Annotated in this window: 10 protein-coding genes; 1 reads left to right on the forward strand and 9 read right to left on the reverse strand. The window is 74.1% G+C overall.

Translation table 11 applies throughout. The features are described from left to right. The first annotated feature begins 256 nt into the window (after positions 1 to 256). On the forward strand, positions 257 to 1,411 hold the full coding sequence (locus tag OEB99_RS19580) for a GGDEF domain-containing protein (RefSeq protein WP_263578991.1): 1,155 nt from the start codon (positions 257 to 259) through the stop codon (positions 1,409 to 1,411). Positions 1,412 to 1,466: 55 nt separating this feature from the next. Here OEB99_RS19580 and OEB99_RS19585 read toward each other — a convergent pair whose 3' ends face one another. From OEB99_RS19585 to OEB99_RS19625, 9 genes are all read right to left on the reverse strand, one after another. Beyond that, positions 1,467 to 2,699, reverse strand: coding sequence for a sugar ABC transporter permease (locus OEB99_RS19585; protein WP_263578992.1), 1,233 nt, complete (start codon positions 2,697 to 2,699; stop codon positions 1,467 to 1,469). Then, the gene (locus OEB99_RS19590) at positions 2,696 to 3,481 is read right to left on the reverse strand and encodes an ATP-binding cassette domain-containing protein (protein ID WP_263578993.1); all 786 of its coding nucleotides are present in this window, start codon (positions 3,479 to 3,481) and stop codon (positions 2,696 to 2,698) included. Before OEB99_RS19590 ends, OEB99_RS19585 begins: the two co-directional genes overlap by 4 nt. Before the next feature lies 1 nt (position 3,482). Further along, positions 3,483 to 4,715, reverse strand: coding sequence for a sugar ABC transporter substrate-binding protein (locus OEB99_RS19595; protein ID WP_263578994.1), 1,233 nt, complete (start codon positions 4,713 to 4,715; stop codon positions 3,483 to 3,485). 442 nt (positions 4,716 to 5,157) lie between these two features. Beyond that, positions 5,158 to 5,397 (reverse strand): hypothetical protein, encoded by a 240-nt coding sequence (locus tag OEB99_RS19600; protein WP_263578995.1) that lies wholly within the window; start codon positions 5,395 to 5,397, stop codon positions 5,158 to 5,160. 41 nt (positions 5,398 to 5,438) lie between these two features. Further along, positions 5,439 to 10,265, reverse strand: a complete 4,827-nt coding sequence (locus OEB99_RS19605; protein WP_263578996.1) for a ubiquitin-activating E1 FCCH domain-containing protein — start codon at positions 10,263 to 10,265, stop codon at positions 5,439 to 5,441. A gap of 55 nt (positions 10,266 to 10,320) precedes the next feature. After that, positions 10,321 to 14,247, reverse strand: a complete 3,927-nt coding sequence (locus OEB99_RS19610) for a hypothetical protein (protein WP_263578997.1) — start codon at positions 14,245 to 14,247, stop codon at positions 10,321 to 10,323. Position 14,248: 1 nt separating this feature from the next. Continuing rightward, a complete protein-coding gene (locus OEB99_RS19615; RefSeq protein ID WP_263578998.1) occupies positions 14,249 to 15,259 on the reverse strand; it encodes a hypothetical protein in 1,011 nt (336 codons plus the stop codon). Continuing rightward, on the reverse strand, positions 15,256 to 17,016 hold the full coding sequence (locus tag OEB99_RS19620) for a hypothetical protein (protein WP_263578999.1): 1,761 nt from the start codon (positions 17,014 to 17,016) through the stop codon (positions 15,256 to 15,258). Before OEB99_RS19620 ends, OEB99_RS19615 begins: the two co-directional genes overlap by 4 nt. Further along, positions 17,009 to 17,787: hypothetical protein (locus OEB99_RS19625; RefSeq protein WP_263579000.1), on the reverse strand; the 779-nt coding region annotated here is incomplete at its 5' end. The genes OEB99_RS19625 and OEB99_RS19620, both read right to left, overlap by 8 nt.

The following is a 17,787-nucleotide window of genomic DNA, read 5'->3' on the forward strand; positions in this document are numbered from 1 at the left end:
CCGGGCCGATCGCCCGATGTGACAGGTGGACCCGCATCCCCCCAGAACACCTGCGGGCCAGGAGGTGCGCCCCGGCGCGCGTCCGACCACTGATCCGTACCGCTGCGACTCGCGGCCGACCTGGTGTGATATGCGACGTGGGCGCGCGAGCGTCCACGCCACGGACTCACACGATCGGATGACGCAGGAACCATGATCATGGTGTCGTCGTCCACCTGACAGCAGCACCGAGGCATGACCCGGACCGAGGAGGCAGGTGGACGCCCAGCGCACCAGCCGCCGCCCTCGCGCGGACCTCGGTCTGCCGCGCGGTGAGGACCTTGCCGCGCTCGCGCGCCGCGTCGTGGTGCTGGGCATCGCGGTCTGCGCGCCGGTGGTCGCGGCGATCTGGCTGATCGAGGGCCGTCACGACCCGTGGGTGCGGTGGGGCTACCCGCCGATGAGCGTGCTGCTCCTGATCTTCACCTGGGTCCTCGTGCGCCGGCCCGCCTGGGCGCAGCGCGCGGCCGTCGTCGGGCTCGTGCTGCTCGAGGGCTGGTGGTTGGCGTTCGCGCTCGGCCGGGTCACCGAGGCCCCGGACGCGCAGGCCGCCTGGGCGTCGCTCATGCCCACACCGCTGATCGACGTGATCGTCTGCATCATGGTCGGCTTCCTGTTCCAGCGGACCAGGACGGCGCTCGCGCACGGCGCGGCGTACTCGACCCTCGTCACCGTCACCCTCGCGGTGGCGCTGGCCCGGATGCCCGGCGGCGAGTCGTACGGATGGTCGGCGGCCAGGTACGGGGTCTACCTGTGGGTGCTGCTCGTGCTGCTGCTCGCGCTGTCCAGGGCCAAGGAGCGGGTCGCCTCCGCGGTCGCCCGAGCGGCACGGGCCGACGCGCACGCCTCGCAGATGCGGGACATGGCGTACCTCGACGAGCTGACCGGTGTCGCCAACCGTCGACGGGTGATCGAGGAGATCGGGCACCAGGCCGAGCTCGTCGACCCGGCGAACACGGTCTGCATCGTCTACTTCGACCTCGACCACTTCAAGGGCGTCAACGACACGCTCGGGCACCACGTCGGCGACGTCGCGCTGCGGGTCGTCGCGCAGACCGCGGGCACCCTGGTCCGCGAGGGCGACCTGCTCGGCCGGATCGGCGGCGAGGAGTTCGTGGTCGTCGCACCCGCCACCACGCGCGAGCAGGCACGCCAGCTCGCCGAGCGGCTGCGTGCGGCCCTGCCCGAGGCCCTCGCGGACGAGATCGGCACCGCGGTCACGGCGAGCTTCGGCGTCGTCGAGCTCGCTGCCGGCGAGTCCGCTGCGGCCGTGCTGCGGCGCGTGGACGCCCTGATGTACCGGGCGAAGGCCGCCGGCCGCGACCAGGTGCACGCCGCGGAGGCGCACACGCCCGAGGTTTCGCCGGGCTGAGCCCGCGACCGACCACCGGCGCCGGGCGCGAGCCGGCGCCGGGACGGGAGCCGCGTCAGCCTGTCGGGCGTCGCCGCCGGGCGAGCGCGTCGATCGTCACGGCGACCAGCAGCACGACGGCCGTGACCACGTACTTCGCGGCTGCGCTGAACCCGAGCAGGCCCATGCCGTTGTCGATCGCGGCGATGACCAGCCCGCCGAGCACGCCGTGCAGCGCCTTGCCGCGCCCGCCGAACAGGCTCGTGCCGCCGATCACGGCGCCGGCCACGGCGTAGAGCACCAGGGTGCCGCCGTCCAGCGACGTGGAGATGGACCGCAGCCGGGACGCGTACACGATCCCGGCGATCCCGGCGGTCAGCGACGCGAGCATGAACGACAGCGTGCGGATCCGGGCGAGGCTGATGCCGGCTCGGCGTGCGGCCTCGGCGTTGCCGCCGACCGCGTAGACGTACAGACCGAACCGCCGTCGGCCGAGCAGGTACGCCCAGACCACCAGCACGGCCAGCACCAGGAGCACGACCCACGGCAGGCCGTACACCGGCGCGAGCACGCCGCGGTCGACGTTGGCCAGCAGGATGAGTGCGGAGCCGCCGGCCAGGCTCGCGATGATCTTCGCGGCGCTCAGTGCGGCGGGTGGCGCCGCGAGGCCCGAGCTGCGGCGCCTGGCGTCCCGGCGCCAGATCACCACGCCGGAGACGCCCACCACCACGAGCATGATCACCCAGCCGGCCAGCCGGGGCACGGTCGCGCTCGCGATCCCGGTCAGCACCGGGTCGGAGATCAGGATCGACCCGCCGTTGCCGAGCACGAACAGCATGACGCCCTGCCAGAACAGCAGGCCGGCGAGGGTCACCACGAACGAGGGCAGCCCGATCCGGGTGATCAGCGTGCCTTGCAGCAGCCCGATCAGCGCCGTGATCACCAGGGCCGCCAGGATCGCCACCCACCACGGCCAGCCGAGCTGCGGTCGCGCGAGCCAGGCGAGGACGACCGCACCGATGCCGGCGACGAACCCGACCGACAGGTCGATCTCGCCGAGCAGCAGCACGAACACCTCGGCCATCCCGAGCAGCGCGAACACGGCCGCCTGGACCAGCAGGTTGATCAGGTTGCCGGGCGTGAGGAAGTGGCTGTCGAGTGCCTGGAAGAGGACCGAGACGAGGAGCAGGCCGCCCACGACGGGGAGTACCCCGGTCTCGCCGCCCTTGATCCGGCTCCAGGTCAGGCTCAGGTAGCTCCGGACGTCGCTGGTTCCCGTCGTCGGCGCGACGGCGGTGTCGGTGCTCACGAGCCCACCTCCCGGTCGGACGTGCCGGTGGTCATCAGGTCCACGACGATCCGCTGGTCGATCTGGTCGATCGGGCGGATGTCGACCATCCGGCCCTGGCGCATCACTGCGACCCGGTCGGCGACCTGGAACACGTCGGTCATGTTGTGCGAGATGAGGAGGACGCCGTGGCCACGTTCCGCGAGCCGCCGGACGAGGTCGAGCACCATGCGGGTCTGCGCGACGCCGAGCGCCGCGGTCGGCTCGTCCATGATCACGAGCTTCGACTCCCACAGCACGGCCTTGGCGATCGCGACGGACTGCCGCTGGCCGCCGGAGAGCGACGCCACCGGCTGGCGGACCGAGCGCACGGTGGTCACCGCGAGCTCCTTCAGGGTCTCGGCGGCGGCCTGCTCCATCGACACGTCGTCGAGCTGCCCGCGGCGCAGCCGCTCGCGGCCGAGGAACATGTTCTGCACGATGTCGAGGTTGTCGCACAAGGCGAGGTCCTGGTACACCGTCTGGATGCCCAGGGCCGCGGCGTCAGCCGGGCCGTGCAGACGGGCCTGCTGACCCTCCCAGAAGAGCTCGCCGGAGTCCGGGGGATGGATCCCGGCGACGCACTTGATCAGTGTCGACTTGCCGGCCCCGTTGTCCCCGGCGAGCGCGGTGACCGCGCCGCCGGGGACGTCGAGGTCGACGTCGACGAGCGCCTGGACCGGACCGAACGACTTGGAGACCCCCCGCAGCCGCAGCAGCGGGGTCGCCGTCGAGTCCGGGGCGCTCGCAACGTCGGCGGACATCTCAGCTGATGCCCGCGTCGGTGCACGCCTGGGCGACGTCACCGGCACACAGGTCGGCGACCGTCACGGCGCCGTCCTTGACCACGGTGTCGGCCATGTTCGACGGGGTGACCCAGATCGGCGTGGTGTACACCGACGGGATGTCCGCGTTGAGCGTGGTGTCCGTCGTGGTCGAGTTCACCAGCGAGTCAGGCGGGGTCACGCCGGCGCGCAGGTAGATCGCCAGCGCCGCGGCCGCCTGGGCCTCGAGGTAGATCGGCTTGTAGACCGTGCCGCACTGGTAGCCGGTCAGCACGTTCTGCAGACCCGGCAGCGACGCGTCCTGGCCGGTGGTCGGGAACGTCTTGGCCGCGACCCCGTTGCTCTTCAGGATCGAGATCACCGCGTTGGCGTTGTCGTCGTTCGGGGTGATCGCAGCGTTGATCTCCGGGTGGGCGGTCAGCTGCTGCTCGAACGTCGTGGCAGCGGTCTGCGGGTCCCACGTACCGGCCGGCTCGGCGACCTTGGTGTACGTGCCGTTGTCGAACTCGGTCTTCAGGACGTCGGTGTAGCCCTGGGCGAACAGCGTGGCGTTGTTGTCCGTGGGGTCACCGTCCATGATCAGGACCTGCGGGCTCTGAACTCCCCAGTCCTGCACGCACTGCACGAACCCCTGGCCGATGAGCGTGCCGACCTTCACGTTGTCGAAGCTCACGTAGTAGCGGTCCGCCGGCCCGCCGGTGACGAGACGGTCGTAGTCGATGACCGCGACACCCGCGTCCTTGGCGGCGTTCTCGATCGCGGCACCACTGCCCGGGTCGAGCGGGTCGACGAGCAGCACCGAGGCGCCGGCGTTGATGTCCGCCTCGGCCTGGGTCTGCATCGTGGAGGCGCTGCCGTTCGCGTTGTCGATCTTGAACTGGTCGGCGCTGAGACCCGCGGCTTCGAAGGCCTGCTTCAGGTACGGCGCGTCGTACTGGACGTACCGCGTCGAGGTCGTGGTGTCGGGCAGCAGGACGCCGACCAGCCCGCTGCCCTGCGCGGCGAGGTCGGTCAGCTGCTTCATCACGGAGAAGTCGGCGGTGAACGAGCCTGCGTCGATCGCGGGCGCGCTCGCCGACATCGACGGCGACTCGGACATCGACGACGAGGTCGAGGACGACGAGCCTCCGCTGCTCGATGAGCTGCACGCCGTGAGGGCCAGGCCTGAGACGGCGAGGACCGCCGCGGTGGAGACCAATCGGCGACGAGACATAAGCACTCCTTCCGGATGGCAGCCGCGATTGCGGCACATTCCATGCTCAGCCCGCGCCAAGGTTGTGGAGCCACCTTCGAGCACATTCCCACCACATTGTGAGGGAATTCCCAGATTGACATTCAGAAAACTCTGAAGAGGGAACAGGAGGCACCGAGGGGGGACTCGACGCTAGGACGTGTGCGCCGCTCGTCCGGCGGCGACGTCGACGCTGGCGCCGCCAGGAGGGGCGGACCGGGCGCAGTGTGACCCACCCGCAGAGTAGGCACGTCGACGCCGGCCGCGCATGGCGAACGGGGCAGCGCCTCGCCGGACGCGTTCGCCGGCGGGCCGCCGGCCATGCGACCGCTCGCGCGCGGTCCGTCGCGACGGCCCGGCGGCTACCCGCGAGCGTTGCGCGGCGACCGCTCGCCCGTCGCGCGTCGCGAGGACGCCCCGGCGGCTACCCCGCGAGCGCCGCGCGGCGCCACTCGCGCCCGGCCAGCGCGGCGCTGCCGACAGCGACCAGCGCGAGCACCACGACGACCAGCCACTCCAGCTCGCCGCTGCCGCCGTCCGGCTCGACGCCGAACACCGCCTCGATCCAGGTCGGGACCGCGATCGTGACGACGGCGAGCGCCGCGGCCAGCGCGGCCAGCGCGGACTCCGCCCAGAACCTCGTGCGCAGCGTGCGGGACGGCATCTGGCCTCCAGGGAACTCGTTGGGCGGACCGGGCGGGCGGGTCATGCGACGGCCTCCGGCGGGCCGCCCACACCCAGGACGTCGAACAGCACGGCGACCATGCCGGCGGCCGTGGTGGTCCCGGTCCCGAGGAGCGTCACCACCTGGCCCTGCGTGCCGCCGGCGACCACCAGACCACCCCGCACGGTGCCGTTGGCCGTCGGGTCGAACCGGACGGTGACCGGCACGGCACCGCTGGGTGGCACCGTGAACGGCACGGCCGGCGGCGCGACGAGGCTGAACCTCGCGCTGCCGTGGGCGTCCAGCGCGAGCGTCGTGACCTGCAGCGGTGCGTCGCCGACGTTCCGGATCGCCAGCGGCAGGTCGCCCGGCGAGCCGGAGCGCACGACCCCGAACTCGAGGAAGGCCCGGACGGCGAGCCGTGGCGTGCCCGCGGCCACGCCGAACCCGGTGACCTTGACCTCGACCGCCGGGTGGGCGGGGTCGTCGGACGCGACGAGCAGGAAGGCCCCGCGGTTGCCGGTCGCCGACGGCGCGAAGACCACGTCGAACGGCCGGTGCTCCCCGGGGGCCAGGGTCACCGGGAAGGCCGTGCCCGGCGGGATCGACGCGACCGTCACGTCGCCCGTCGCCCCCGAGATGTCCGACACGTGCACCGGGGCGTCGCCGACGCTGTGCAGCACCAGCCGCCGCCGCACCGTGGTCCCGACCTGCTGGTCCCCGAAGCCCAGGTCGGCCTCGACGTGCAGGCTCGGACCGGTGGGCACCCGCAGCTCCCAGGCGCTGCGCCCGTACGTGCCGATCCGGACCACCGACGGGTTCACCGAGGTGTCCGACGCGATCGCCTGGACCCCGACCTTCGGCAGGTTCGGCCCGACGCGCTTCCAGCTCGGCGCACCCAGGTCGAGCTGCAGCACACCCGCGTCCGTGGCGACCAGCAGGTCGGACGGCGCCGCAGGGTGGGTGACCCAGGTCGCGCCCATCACCGGGACGTCCGGCAGGTTCCCGCTCGCGGCGTTGAACACGCCGCCGACCTCGTGCCACGGCACCGCGCCACCGGTGTTCGTGCCGCCGGTCGTGGTGAGGAACACGTGGCGGCTGCGCCGCTGCGTCGCCGTGCCGCTGTACCCGGCCGTCACGACGGCGACCCGCTGACCGCCCGCGACCGCGGGGTCCTCGACGATCTGCGAGACGAAGCTGCGCGCGCCGATGTCACTCACGAAGTGCTGCGCGGCGCCGGCCCAGTGCGCGCCGCCGTCGGCGGAGAACCGGACGCGGAACCGGCGGACGCCGGAGAGGCTGGACGTGCCCACCCACAGCCGGTTCGCGGCGGGCGCGTGCAACGCCGTGATGATCTCGGTGAAGTTCGCCATCGGCACGAAGGTGATCCCGCCGTTCACGCTGCGGAACAGGGTGAAGTCCTGGGAGAAGAACACCGTGGTCGCCGGGTTGGCCCCGTTCGGCACCACGGCGATCCGCTCCACGTGGTCGAACGCCGGGTTCGGCGCCGGCAGGCCCCGGCCGACCGTGCCGCCGCGCACCCGTGGCATCGCCCCGGGGTTGGCGTTGCCGGCCACACCGACCAGCTCGAAGCTGTTCGCGTCGAGGACCCGGATCGCCCGGCCGGCGACGTTCGCCGCGGTGTTGCCCAGCACCCCGACGATCGTCACCTGGTCACCGCTGGCCAGCTCGTGGCCCTGGGCCGTCACGACCAGCGGGTTGCCGTTCACCGTGCCGAAGACCGGCACGCTGCCGGCCGTCCCCGGGCCCCGCATCCGGCCGGTCCCGGGCACGTAGGGCGGGGACAGGCTCCCGTCCGAACCCTGGAGCGACAGCCGCGTCGGGGAGATCACCGTGACCTGCCAGGTGGGCCGCGCAGCCGTGCTGTTGGCCGCGACGTTGCCCTCGACCGCCTCGATGACGACCTTGTCGTTCGTGGCGCACCCGTGCGGCGCCGCGGTCTCGATCTCGATCGGCGCGCTCAACGTCGCCGCGACGACGTCGTGGCGGCCGAGGAACCGCGTGCCGGTCACGGTCGGCAGCTGGCCCAGCGCGAGGCCGGTGCCGTTCTTGCCGTTGAGGGTGAAGCTCGTCGGGCTGGTCACGGTGATCGTGGAGACGCCGTTGGCCACACCTCCGCCCGGGATCCCGGAGACCGTGACGGTGTCGCCGGTGCGGAACGAGTGGCCCGCCGTGGTGATGCCGACCGGGTTCGTGGCGGTGACCGCCTGGACGGGGATCGGGTCCACGACGCCGGCCATGAACCAGGTCGCGCCGCCGTTGGTGGAGCGGATCAGGTTGTGGTTGTCCGTGCCGAACACGATCGCCGGGTTCGCCGGGTCCACCGCGACCGGCCCGCCGTCGCCGTCGATGCCCTCCAGCCAGGTGCGGGCCGCGTCGCCCGCCCGGTGCCCGGCGGTACCGGTGTCCTGCATCCCGGCGAACGTCGCGGCGTTGTTCGCCGCGCCGCGCCCCATGTCGAGCGAGACCAGCAGCGACGTGGCGATGCCTTCGTTGAGGTCGGTGAACGTCATCGCGCCGGCCGCGTCCACCCCGCTGCGCGAGATCCCGCCGTCGGTGCCGTGGTACGCCGGGGTCGGCCGGACGGGGTCCGCGCCCGCCCAGTCCCACCAGGTCGGAGGCGCGAACACCAGCTCGTGGTGGTCCCAGTGCAGCAGCGTGGTGGACGGCGACCGCCCGAACCCGGCGATCCGGTCCACCCCGCCACGGGTCGCGGGGTTCACGGTCGGCCAGGTCGCCCCGCCGTCGACCGAGCGCCACAGCTGCTGCTGGGCCGCGTACAGCCGGGTCGGGTCCTGCGGGTCGACCGCGACGACCAGGTCGTACGCGGTCTGGCCCGCGCCGTCGACGTTCACCCGTGGCGCCAGGCCGGGGCGCACCTGCCAGGTCGCACCCGCGTTGGTGCTGCGGAACAGCCCGACGAAGATCCCGCCCGCGGCGGTCTGGTCCTGGACCGAGACGACCAGGGTCCGGGTGCGGGGCAGCAGCGACTGGGTGAACGCGACGCGGCCGAACACGCCCGGCGGCCCGCCGGTGTGCCGCAGCAGGTTGTCCGACAGGACGACCTCGCCGGTCGACGTGATCGCGAGCCGGAAGAGCCCCCGGTCCGGGTTCACCGTCGTGCCGCCGAGCAGGCGTCCGGCGGCCGCGACGTACGCCGTGTTGTAGGCGTCGGCCGGGCCCAGCAAGGTCGCGCCGGGTGGGGCGTACGCGGCGTTGAGGTGCAGGCCGGCGAGCCGGACCGTGTTCGCGTCGACCACGTGCGCGGTCGCCGAGTTGCGCGGCGCGGCGACGCCCGGCAGCCCGAGCACGCTGACCAGGTCACCCTCGACCAGCCCGTGGCCGGCAGCGGTCACCGTGATCCCGGCACCGGCGTTGGCCGCCGCCGTGATCGGCCGCGGCGCGGGGTGCCGAGGTCCGTCGACCACACCGCCGTTGGTGTAGGCCCCGGTCCCCCGCGAACCCACCAGCTCGAACGTGTCCGGCGTGCGGACCCGGATCTGCCACGACCCGTTGGCCCCGGTGTTGCCACCGACTCCGCTCACCGCGACCACGTCACCCGTGACGAAGCCGTGCGCGGCGCAGGTCAGCACCACCGGGTTGGGTGCGGCGGGGTTCGTCGCCGCGGTGACCGGGTGGGTGACCGGGTGGGTCGGACCCACCGCGAAGCCGGTCACCGCACCCGTGCCGTTGCCGGTCGACCCGCGCAGCGTGATGTGGTCGGCGTCGACGACGTCCAGGGTCCAGGTGCCGTTCGCCTCCCGATTCGTCGTCACGCCGCCGAGCAGCACGGGGTCACCCGAGACGAACCCGTGGCCGGGCAGGGTGACCCGGATCGGGCTGGTCGGCGTCGCGTCCTGGACCCGCATGGTCCGGGTCCAGCCCTGGTCGATCTCGAGCGCCGAGATCAGCCCGGTGCGCAGCGGGCGCCCATCGTCGTACGCCGGGTGGTTCGCGCCGAACGAGCGGCCACCGTCCGCGGAGTAGTACAGCCCGGTCTCCGAGGCGACCAGGAGCGCGCCGCCGGCCGGGCACACCATCCGGATCACACCCCGGTCGGACAGGAACGGTGCCTGACGCGCGTCGTACAGGGTCGCGCCGGCGCCGCCGTAGGCGCCGGTCATCGTCACACCGCCGATCCGCAGCCGGTCGGCGTCGATCCGGCGGACCGGGCCCTCGCCCCTGGCCCCGATCACGCCCGGGAGCCCGACCGCGACCACCCGGTCCAGGCTCGCGTACCCGTGCCCGGCGACGGTCACCCGCACCCCGCCGGCGACGTTGGCGGCGGCGGTGATCGGCTGCGGTGGGCGGCCCGCCGGTGAGGTGAGCCGCGACCAGCTGCGGCCGCCGTCGACGGACTTGAACAGGCCCGCGGCCTTCGCCATGCCGTTCGCGCCGTTGAACAGGTTGCCGGTGCCGACGTAGACCACGTCGGGGTCCACCGGGTCCAGCGCGACCGCGCCGATCGAGGTGGCCGGCAGCTGGTCGGTCATCGGCCGCCAGGAGACGCCGCCGTCGGTGGTCTTCCAGACCCCGCCGTTGCCCGCCGCGGCGTACATCGTGCGGGTGTCGGAGCGCGGGTCGATCGCGATGTCGACGACCTCCCCGGAGTCCGGGCCGATGCCCTGGAAGATCTGCTGGTTGCCGACCAGCAGCGGTGCGGGGCCGATCTGCTGCCACACGCCGGGCCCGGTGTGGTCCATCGCGTCGAGGTCGTGCACGGCGTACCGCCAGCGCCGGTTGTCCGCCTGGCCGGACGTGTCGCGCTCGCGGTGGATGAGCGCCTCGGGCCCGTGCTCGGACTCGCCGACGTTCGCGTCGTTGACCCGCTGGTCGGACTCGGTCACGCGGCACCTCCCTCGTCGGCGCGGGGCGCTCGGCGGCTCGTGGCGGGCACGGCGCTCACGGCAGCGGCTCGTCGGGCGTGAGGCGGAGCCAGCCCTCCTGGCCCTCGGACGGGTCGGGTGGCAGGCGCGCGTCGCCGAGACTGTTGGTGACCGGCTCGTCGGCCCAGGTGGTCGCGTCCTTGCGGTGGCTCCAGCTCCACGTGCCGCGGATGTCCGAGGCCACCGGCATCCGGATCAGGTTCGGGTCCAGCAGCACGGGACCGAACCGGAACAACGGCGCGAGCCGCGCCAGACCCGGCGCCACCCAGGCCCGCCGCATGCCGATCTGCTTGCGCGGCAGGAACCCGGTGGTCGCGCTCACCACGCCGTGCGGCTCCACCAGCATCGTCACGTGCACGTCCTGGCCGGGCTGCACCCACAGCACGCCACTGGTGTCGACGTACGGGTGGTCCACCGGCGTGGCACCGGGGTCGGCGACCACGCCCAGGTCGTCGGCGAACCGGTCGTAGTAGCCCGACGTGGTGGTGGCCTGGCCGTTGAAGCCCTGGTGCGGGCCGATCGGCCGGGCGAAGTCCGTCACCGCCGGGTCCGGCACGTGCAGCGTGTGCGCGTCGTCCCCCACGAGGTACGCGAGCAGGCCGTCCTGCCAGTGCGCGAGCGCGCCGATCCGCACCGGCACGCGCAACCCGGCGACCCGGGCGGGGTCCACCGGTTCGGCGACCTCGACGCGGACCAGACCGCGCAGCACCGCGAGCGGGTGGCCGACCAGGAGGGCCAGGTGCTCCTCGCCGACGTGACCGAACGGGTCGACGCTCCACAGCGAGGTGTCGATGATCCGCAGCAGCGAGGACAGCGCGGTGTCGAGCTGGGGGGTGTCCGGCGTCGAGTCGAGGGCGCCCCAGTCCAGCAGGCCCTGCGCGAGGCCCGCGAGGTGCCGGTTCGGCACGATCGACGCGGGCGACGCACCGATGGTGGACGGCTGGCCGGGCGACTCCTCCCACACCACGCCCGCATCGGCGTCGAACCGCACCGCGCCGAGCGCCGTGCCGTCCGCGGCGTACAGCTGCAGGTCGCCGTCGAGGTGGTTGGGCAGCACGAACCCGCACACCGGCGACGCGGCATCGCTGGCGTCGACCGCGTCGTCGTCGGCCGAGACGAACCGGAACCACAGCCGGGTCGGTGCGGTGAACCGCGGCGCCAGCTCGACGAGGTCGGCGCGGTCGGCCACGGTCAGCGGCTCCGAGCGGAGCACCTGCTCGGCGGCCGCCGGGGTGCCCGGACCAGAGCCGAGCAGGTCGAGGGTCTGGCCGAACGCGTCGACCAGGCGCAGCCGGGTCACCTTCAGGAAGCCCGAGCGCACCGGCCAGAACCCGGGCGGCACGGCGCCGTCCTCGGGGGCGTCGGTGCCGTCGGCGACGAACCCGGAGCGCAGCATCGAGGTGAACCGGTCCATCGCGCCGACCAGGACGTCCATCTTCTCGAGCTCGTCGGCGACGTGGTCCAGGTCGGCGGCGGTCGCGGCCGCCTCGGCCTCGGCCCCGCCGCCCGCCGCGTGCACCGCCGAGCGGAACGCCTTCTCGGCGTAGACCGACCGCATCGCGGTGATCTGCTCCAGCGCGGCCTTCGCGGCCGGCGAGTTGAAGGCGTGCACGATCCCCGGCTTGAGGGGCGCCGACCCGCCGGTCAGCTGGGCCTGCTCGAGGACCCTGCGCACGGTCGCGGCGGCGACCCGGGCCGCGCCGCCGCCGAGCAGCGCGCGGCCGCTGAGGGTCTGCACGGGCGCGGCGTCCGGCGCGGGCACGGTCGCGGCCAGCGCGTCGAAGTCGACCTCCTCGAGGTCCCAGCCGGCCAGGTCGGTCGCGGCGTAGAGGTCGACCTGCCAGTCCAGGTGCAGCGGGACCCACGGGGCCACCGGCAGGGCGACCGCGACCGGCGACGGCAGCGTCCCGTCGAAGCCCGAGAACGCGAGCAGCGGCGCGGCGTCGCGCCGCTCGTCCCGCGCGATCCACCACGCGGTCTGCTCGACGGCGTAGACCCGCGCGTTGACCTGCAGCCGCTCGGCGTTCAGCCCGCGGCCCACCGAGCTGACCGCCGCGGCGGTCTCGGCGCCACCGGGGTCGAGCAGCGCGAGCTCGCGCAGCAGGTCCTCGCACTCGGGCGGGATGCCGCCGTGGTCCAGGCCCCGGGCGAGTAGGTCCTCGCCGCGCACCGCACCGCCCGCACCCTCCGAGAGCGTGAACGGCGACAGGCTCCGCACGGTGTGCCCGCTGAGCCGGCAGACCAGCGACCCGGTCTCGGAGTGCAGGTCGTCGAAGCCGTGCTTGTAGGACCGCCCGGCGCCCTCGAGCAGGAACACCGGGTCCGACGGGACGAAGAACCGGGGCAGCGGCCGCTCGGACGCGACGGTCTCGGCGGGGGCGTCCGCACCGGGCGGGCGCGGCACCCCGACCCGCACGGGCGAGTCCACCCGAAGACCGTCCTTGACCTGACGCAGCACGCTGTCCATCGCGCCGTGCCTGAGCTGCGGCGAGATGCGCAGCTGGGCGGCGTCCTGCACCCGGCCGGCGAGCGTGCCGGCGGTGCCGCCCGCGGCGGGCGAGGTCGCGGCCCGCACCGGTGGCGTGGCCTGGCCCGCGAACACCCCCGGGGCGGTGCGGGATGGGTCGGGGACGACCGAGGTCGGCGGGACGACGGCGTGCTGGGTCACGGGCTCGGTGCGCGTCCCGCCGGGCAGGCCGGCGAACCCGGCCGCGTGCAGCAGCGCGTCGATCCGGGCCGGCGCGTCCGGCGCGTCGAGCTCGGCGGTGCCGCCGAGCAGCACGGCCTCGAGGATCCGCGACTCCTCCTCCTTGCCGGTGTTGTGCGCGAGCCGCGCCGCGAGCGCCTCGACGAGCGTGTTCCCGACCGTGACCGTGACGGACCCGGCCGCCGGTGGGCCGCCCGCGTCCCCGCCGAGCAGCCCGTCCGGCGCGACCCCGATCCCGGGTCCGGGCCAGCCGAGACCCACGACGGCGCCGTGGTACAGGGTCAGCTCCGGCCAGGACACCGCACGAGCCGCCCACCGCCTCAGCACGGCGCTGCCGTCGCGCTCGAGCAGCGTGGGCTTCTCCTCACGGACGCCGACCGGCTTGACCGTGGCGCCGGCGTCGGCCGTGGCGACCCGTTCGAAGGTCGCTTCGCGGACCGCGAGACCCAGCTTCGTGGCCGCGGTCACCCGGGTGTCGGCGTAGACGAACGCGGCCGCGACGTCCGCGGGGTCGATCTCCCAGCCGAGCGCGTCCAGGCGCGCGCCGAACGCCGTGGGCGAGGAGAGGTTCTCGCCGATCGGGTCGTCGACGTGCCGGCTGTGCCAGCCGCACACGAGGTAGGCGACCGGGCCGCGCGCGTCCGACAGGTCGTCGTAGAACGCGAGCCGGTTCTCGACGTTGTCGTAGTACGCGGACCACACGGCGTCGCCGTGGCCGAGCGCGGTCAGCGGCTCGGCGCCGGGCGTGGTGGTCCGGTCCGGGTCCTCCGGCTCGAACCAGGCGTCCAGCGGCGTCACCACGGGCTCGGCCCCGCCGGACTCGAGCACCCACGCGGTCAGGGCGCGGCGGGCACCGACCTTCGGCGTCGAGACCCGCACCACGAGCCATCGGTCCGGCACCGGCGGGAACGACACGTCGCCGCCGTGCGCGGTGCCTGCGCCGCGGGTCAGGGCGTCCGGGAGCGCCCAGTGCAGGTACGCGCCGGGCGGGCGGGCCTCCCGCTCGGCGAACGGCTCGGCGAGCAGCGTGTGGGCGGCCGGGGTGGTGCCGGCGTCCGGCGCCTGCATCGCGGTCTTCGCCCACGTCCCGCCCTCCTTGCGGACCATCAGCACGTCGAGCTGGATCGGGACCAGCACGCGCGGGGTCCGGGCGATCCGGGAGTCCCAGGTGGCCAGCACGCCGGGCGTCAGGCCGTGCGCGATCGAGGCGGAGATCAGGTTGTCGTCGAGCTTCATCTCAGCCCCCCAGTCCCAGCACGGTGGTGACGCCGGTGAGCACGAGCGGCTGCTGGACGGCGTCGGCGACGTGGATGAACACGCGGTCGAGCGGGACGCCGGTGTCGGCGTGGTCCTCGGTGCCCTGGAAGTGCTGGCGCCACGGCGGGTCGAGCACCGAGATCGCGAACGCGCCTGAGCCGGTCTGCGGCACACCGCGCGGGTCGGCGGCGAGCGCGTCGCGCAGGGCCTTGACCCGCACGACGTCGGTGCGGCCCGGCCGGGTCGGCACGGTCACCGGCACGGCGTCGTCGCCGACCTTGACCTGCTCCCCCTTGCCGTTCCGCAACGGCACGGCCAGCCCGGCACCCCGGTGCCGCACGCCGAACTGCACGCCGTGGTGCGGCTCCTCGAGGAGCACCATCTGCGGCTCGCCCTGGAACAGCGCGATCATCACCGACGGTGCGAGCAGCTCGAGACGGAGCAGCGGGAGCTGGTGCGCGACGATCTCGGGGTCGGCGGTCTTGAACGGCTCGCCGATCGTGCGGTCGTAGGCCCGGACGTCCATGTGCGGCCAGTTCCGCACCGCGCTGGACCGCAGCAGGAAGCCGGTCACCACGCCGGCCGGGGTGCGGTCCGCGTCGCTCGCCTTCTTCGCGTCGACGAAGTCGGTGCCGCGCTGGAGCGGGCGGACCATCCGCTCGCTCTGGTCGAGCCGCTGGCTCAGCACCGCGGCACGCGCCTGGTAGTGCGCCTCCTCGCGCGAGCCGATCTGGCCGACGGCGACCGCGCCGTCGACCACGCGGTCGGTCCAGGACCGGTCGAGGTAGAAGAACCGGATCGACTCGGGCGGCAGCAGCCGGTCGTCCGGGACGAGGTACTCGAACGGCACGCCGACCAGCAGGCGCAGGTGCGCGAGGAACGACTCCATGTACGGCGGCAGCGCACCCTCGGGCTGCAGCGGCGCCTCCTGCGCGGGATGGGTCAGCCTGGCGTGCAGCGCCAGGCGGGCCGTGGTCGCCGGGACCCTCATCGCAGCTCCCCCTCACCCTGGATGCGGACCGCGTCGATCGCGGCGGCGCGCACGTCGGCGAGCGCCGCCAGCCCCACCTCGTCGCCGAGCACGTCGTCGACGGTGCCGAGCACCCGGTCCTGCGCCCGGACGGTCACGGGGGCCGCGAGCCCCGGCTCCTCGCCGAGCAGCACGCGCGCGTCGGCGACCGACTCGAGACCGAACGCCTGGGCGATCACCTCGGGCTGCAGCAGCGGGCTGCCGAGCACCCGCTCGATGCCGAACGGGTCCACCGGCGCGACGATCCCGGCGGTGATCTTGTCGAGCACGTCGACCGTGTAGCGCAGCGCGACGGGCTCGCGCGGGTCGGTGATCGCGGTGAGGTGCATCGCGTCCTTCAGCGTGACCACGCTGCCCTGCCGCGAGCTGGCCCGGAACGCTCCGCGCCGCCAGCGCATCAGCTCCTGGGCGAGCCGCGCGTCCGCCGCGGCGAGCAGGCGGCCGACCTCGAACGCGCTCGCGTAGGAGATGTTCTCGGCGCCGGTCTCGGCGACGACCCGGCGGGCCTGGTCCGCCGAGTGGTACGGCCCGAGGGCGTCGCGGGTCAGCGGCTCGGACACCAGCGGCCCGCGGTACCAGGACTGCTCGGGCGCACCGAGCCGGTCGGTCACGTCGATGGTGATGTGCCCGGTGTCGGTCACCGCGAGCTTCGACGCCGGGTCGACGTCGCCCATCATGCCGACGTCCAGGGCCTGCATGAGCTGGCGGAACGTGCCGTCGCCCTCGCAGACGAACGTCCAGCTGTGCAGCAGCACGAGGCGCGCCTTGGGGTGCAGCACCACCGCGCCCAGCCCGAGGCGCTGCCGGTCGAGGAGCTTGCCCACCTGGAGCTGCGTGCCGCTCGTCGCGGCGACCGGGGCGGAGACGGCGGCGGTGGCGGCGTGCGCCGCGGTGGCGGGCGACGCGACCAGGCGCATCGCGTCGGCCTGCGGCGCGGTGACGCTCGTCCCGAGCGCGCTGGGCGCGAGCTCGGACGACTCGGCGATCTGGGCGACCAGGACGCCGTCGAGGACACCGCCGTGGAAGGCGCCGTCCGGGTCGGTGGTCGGCAGCAGGTCGGTGCGTTCCTCGACGGACACCAGGCAGGCCACGTACGACCCGCCGGCGCGCGGCACCCGGTTGCTCATCACGACCGCGAAGTACCCGTCCGAGTCGCCGGCGGCGAGCTCGCGGTCGTTCACGTTGACCTGGCGCACGTGGGTGAGGAGCTGGAGCTCCTCGGGCATCGGGAGGATCCCGCGGAGCAGCTGCTCGTCGGCCTCGACGGCGTCGCAGCGGATCCCGGCCGGGCTGCCCAGCCGGGTGAACACGGCACCGGGCACCACGTCGGTCAGCGCCTGGTCGTGCAGGATCTCGCACTCGTCCTGCTCGAGGAGGACGAGCGCGAGGAACGGGTACGGCGTCTGGCCGGGGGGCGCGGTGTAGGCGTCGCCGAGCGCGCGCTCCCACGGCAGGGTGCGCCGGCCGAGGGCGACGTGCGGCAGCGCCGAGTCGAACGGGCCGTGCCCGTTGCGCGGCGGGAAGACCCCGGCGACCTCGGACGGTGCGAGCGAGAACCGCGGGCCCTCGACGTCGAAGTGGAAGTCCTCGCCCGGCAGGGGCGTCGCGGTCGTGGTGACCGTGACGTCGGTCTGCACCCGCATGCGGTACTGCCCGGCGAGCAGGGAGGGGCGGATGTAGTCGTAGAGGACCATCTCGCCGATCTGCGGGTCAGCCATCGGTGCCGCCTCCCTTCGTCAGGCGCACCCGCACGGTGCCGTCGGGCGTGAGCTGTTCGTCCGGGACGAGCTGGGTCAGGGTCGTGCCGGCCAGGGTGGCGGCCCACTCGTCGGCCGAGCCGTCGGAGGCGACCACGCCGGCCAGCGCGGCGTCCGGGGCACCGACGGTCACGGTGATCGTCTCGGCGCCGTCGTCGAGCTCGGTGACGTCGTACAGGAAGGCGGTGCGACGTCCGGCGGCGACCTGCGTGGGGACCGGCGCGAGGCTCGCCCCACCGACGTGCACCACGACGTCCTCGGGGCCGAGCAGCGCGTCGGTCGGCGCGTCGAGCAGCACGCCCACCACGGTGACGTGCGCCGGCAGGTCGGTCTGCACGGCGGCCTGGTCCAGCATCGCGCGGGACACCGTGGCGATGCCGGACGCGGCGACGTGCGAGCGCACCCGGGTGCCGGTCGGGGCGCCGAGACGGACCACCGCGCCGCGGGCGAGGAGTGCGGTCGGCCCGACCTGGACCACCGAGGTGCCGACCTGCCAGCCGAGCACTGCCGTGCCACGCGAGGCGAGCGCTCCGGTGATCGCGCCCGGCCGGGCGGGCCGGTCGGCCCGGTCCTTCGGCAAGGCCGACCGGCCGAGGGCCGTCACGGCGACCATCCCGCAGCCGGGTCGCAGGTCCATCGGGCCCGGGGCCAGCTCACGGTCGGACAGGACCGTGCCTGCGGTGGAGAGCTCGGTGACCCGCACGGCGCTGTCGCCGGCGAGCTCGAGCCGCC

Origin of the sequence: Actinotalea endophytica, assembly GCF_025717005.1 — a bacterium.
Lineage (GTDB): Bacteria > Actinomycetota > Actinomycetes > Actinomycetales > Cellulomonadaceae > Actinotalea.

Excerpts from the sequence above, each read along its gene's own strand:
- OEB99_RS19610 (WP_263578997.1), bottom strand. The coding sequence starts at position 14,247 with ATGAAGCTCGACGACAACCTGATCTCCGCCTCGATCGCGCACGGCCTG.
- OEB99_RS19600 (WP_263578995.1), bottom strand. The coding sequence starts at position 5,397 with ATGCCGTCCCGCACGCTGCGCACGAGGTTCTGGGCGGAGTCCGCGCTG.
- OEB99_RS19620 (WP_263578999.1), bottom strand. The coding sequence starts at position 17,016 with ATGGCTGACCCGCAGATCGGCGAGATGGTCCTCTACGACTACATCCGC.
- OEB99_RS19590 (WP_263578993.1), bottom strand. The coding sequence starts at position 3,481 with ATGTCCGCCGACGTTGCGAGCGCCCCGGACTCGACGGCGACCCCGCTG.
- OEB99_RS19595 (WP_263578994.1), bottom strand. The coding sequence starts at position 4,715 with ATGTCTCGTCGCCGATTGGTCTCCACCGCGGCGGTCCTCGCCGTCTCA.
- OEB99_RS19615 (WP_263578998.1), bottom strand. The coding sequence starts at position 15,259 with ATGAGGGTCCCGGCGACCACGGCCCGCCTGGCGCTGCACGCCAGGCTG.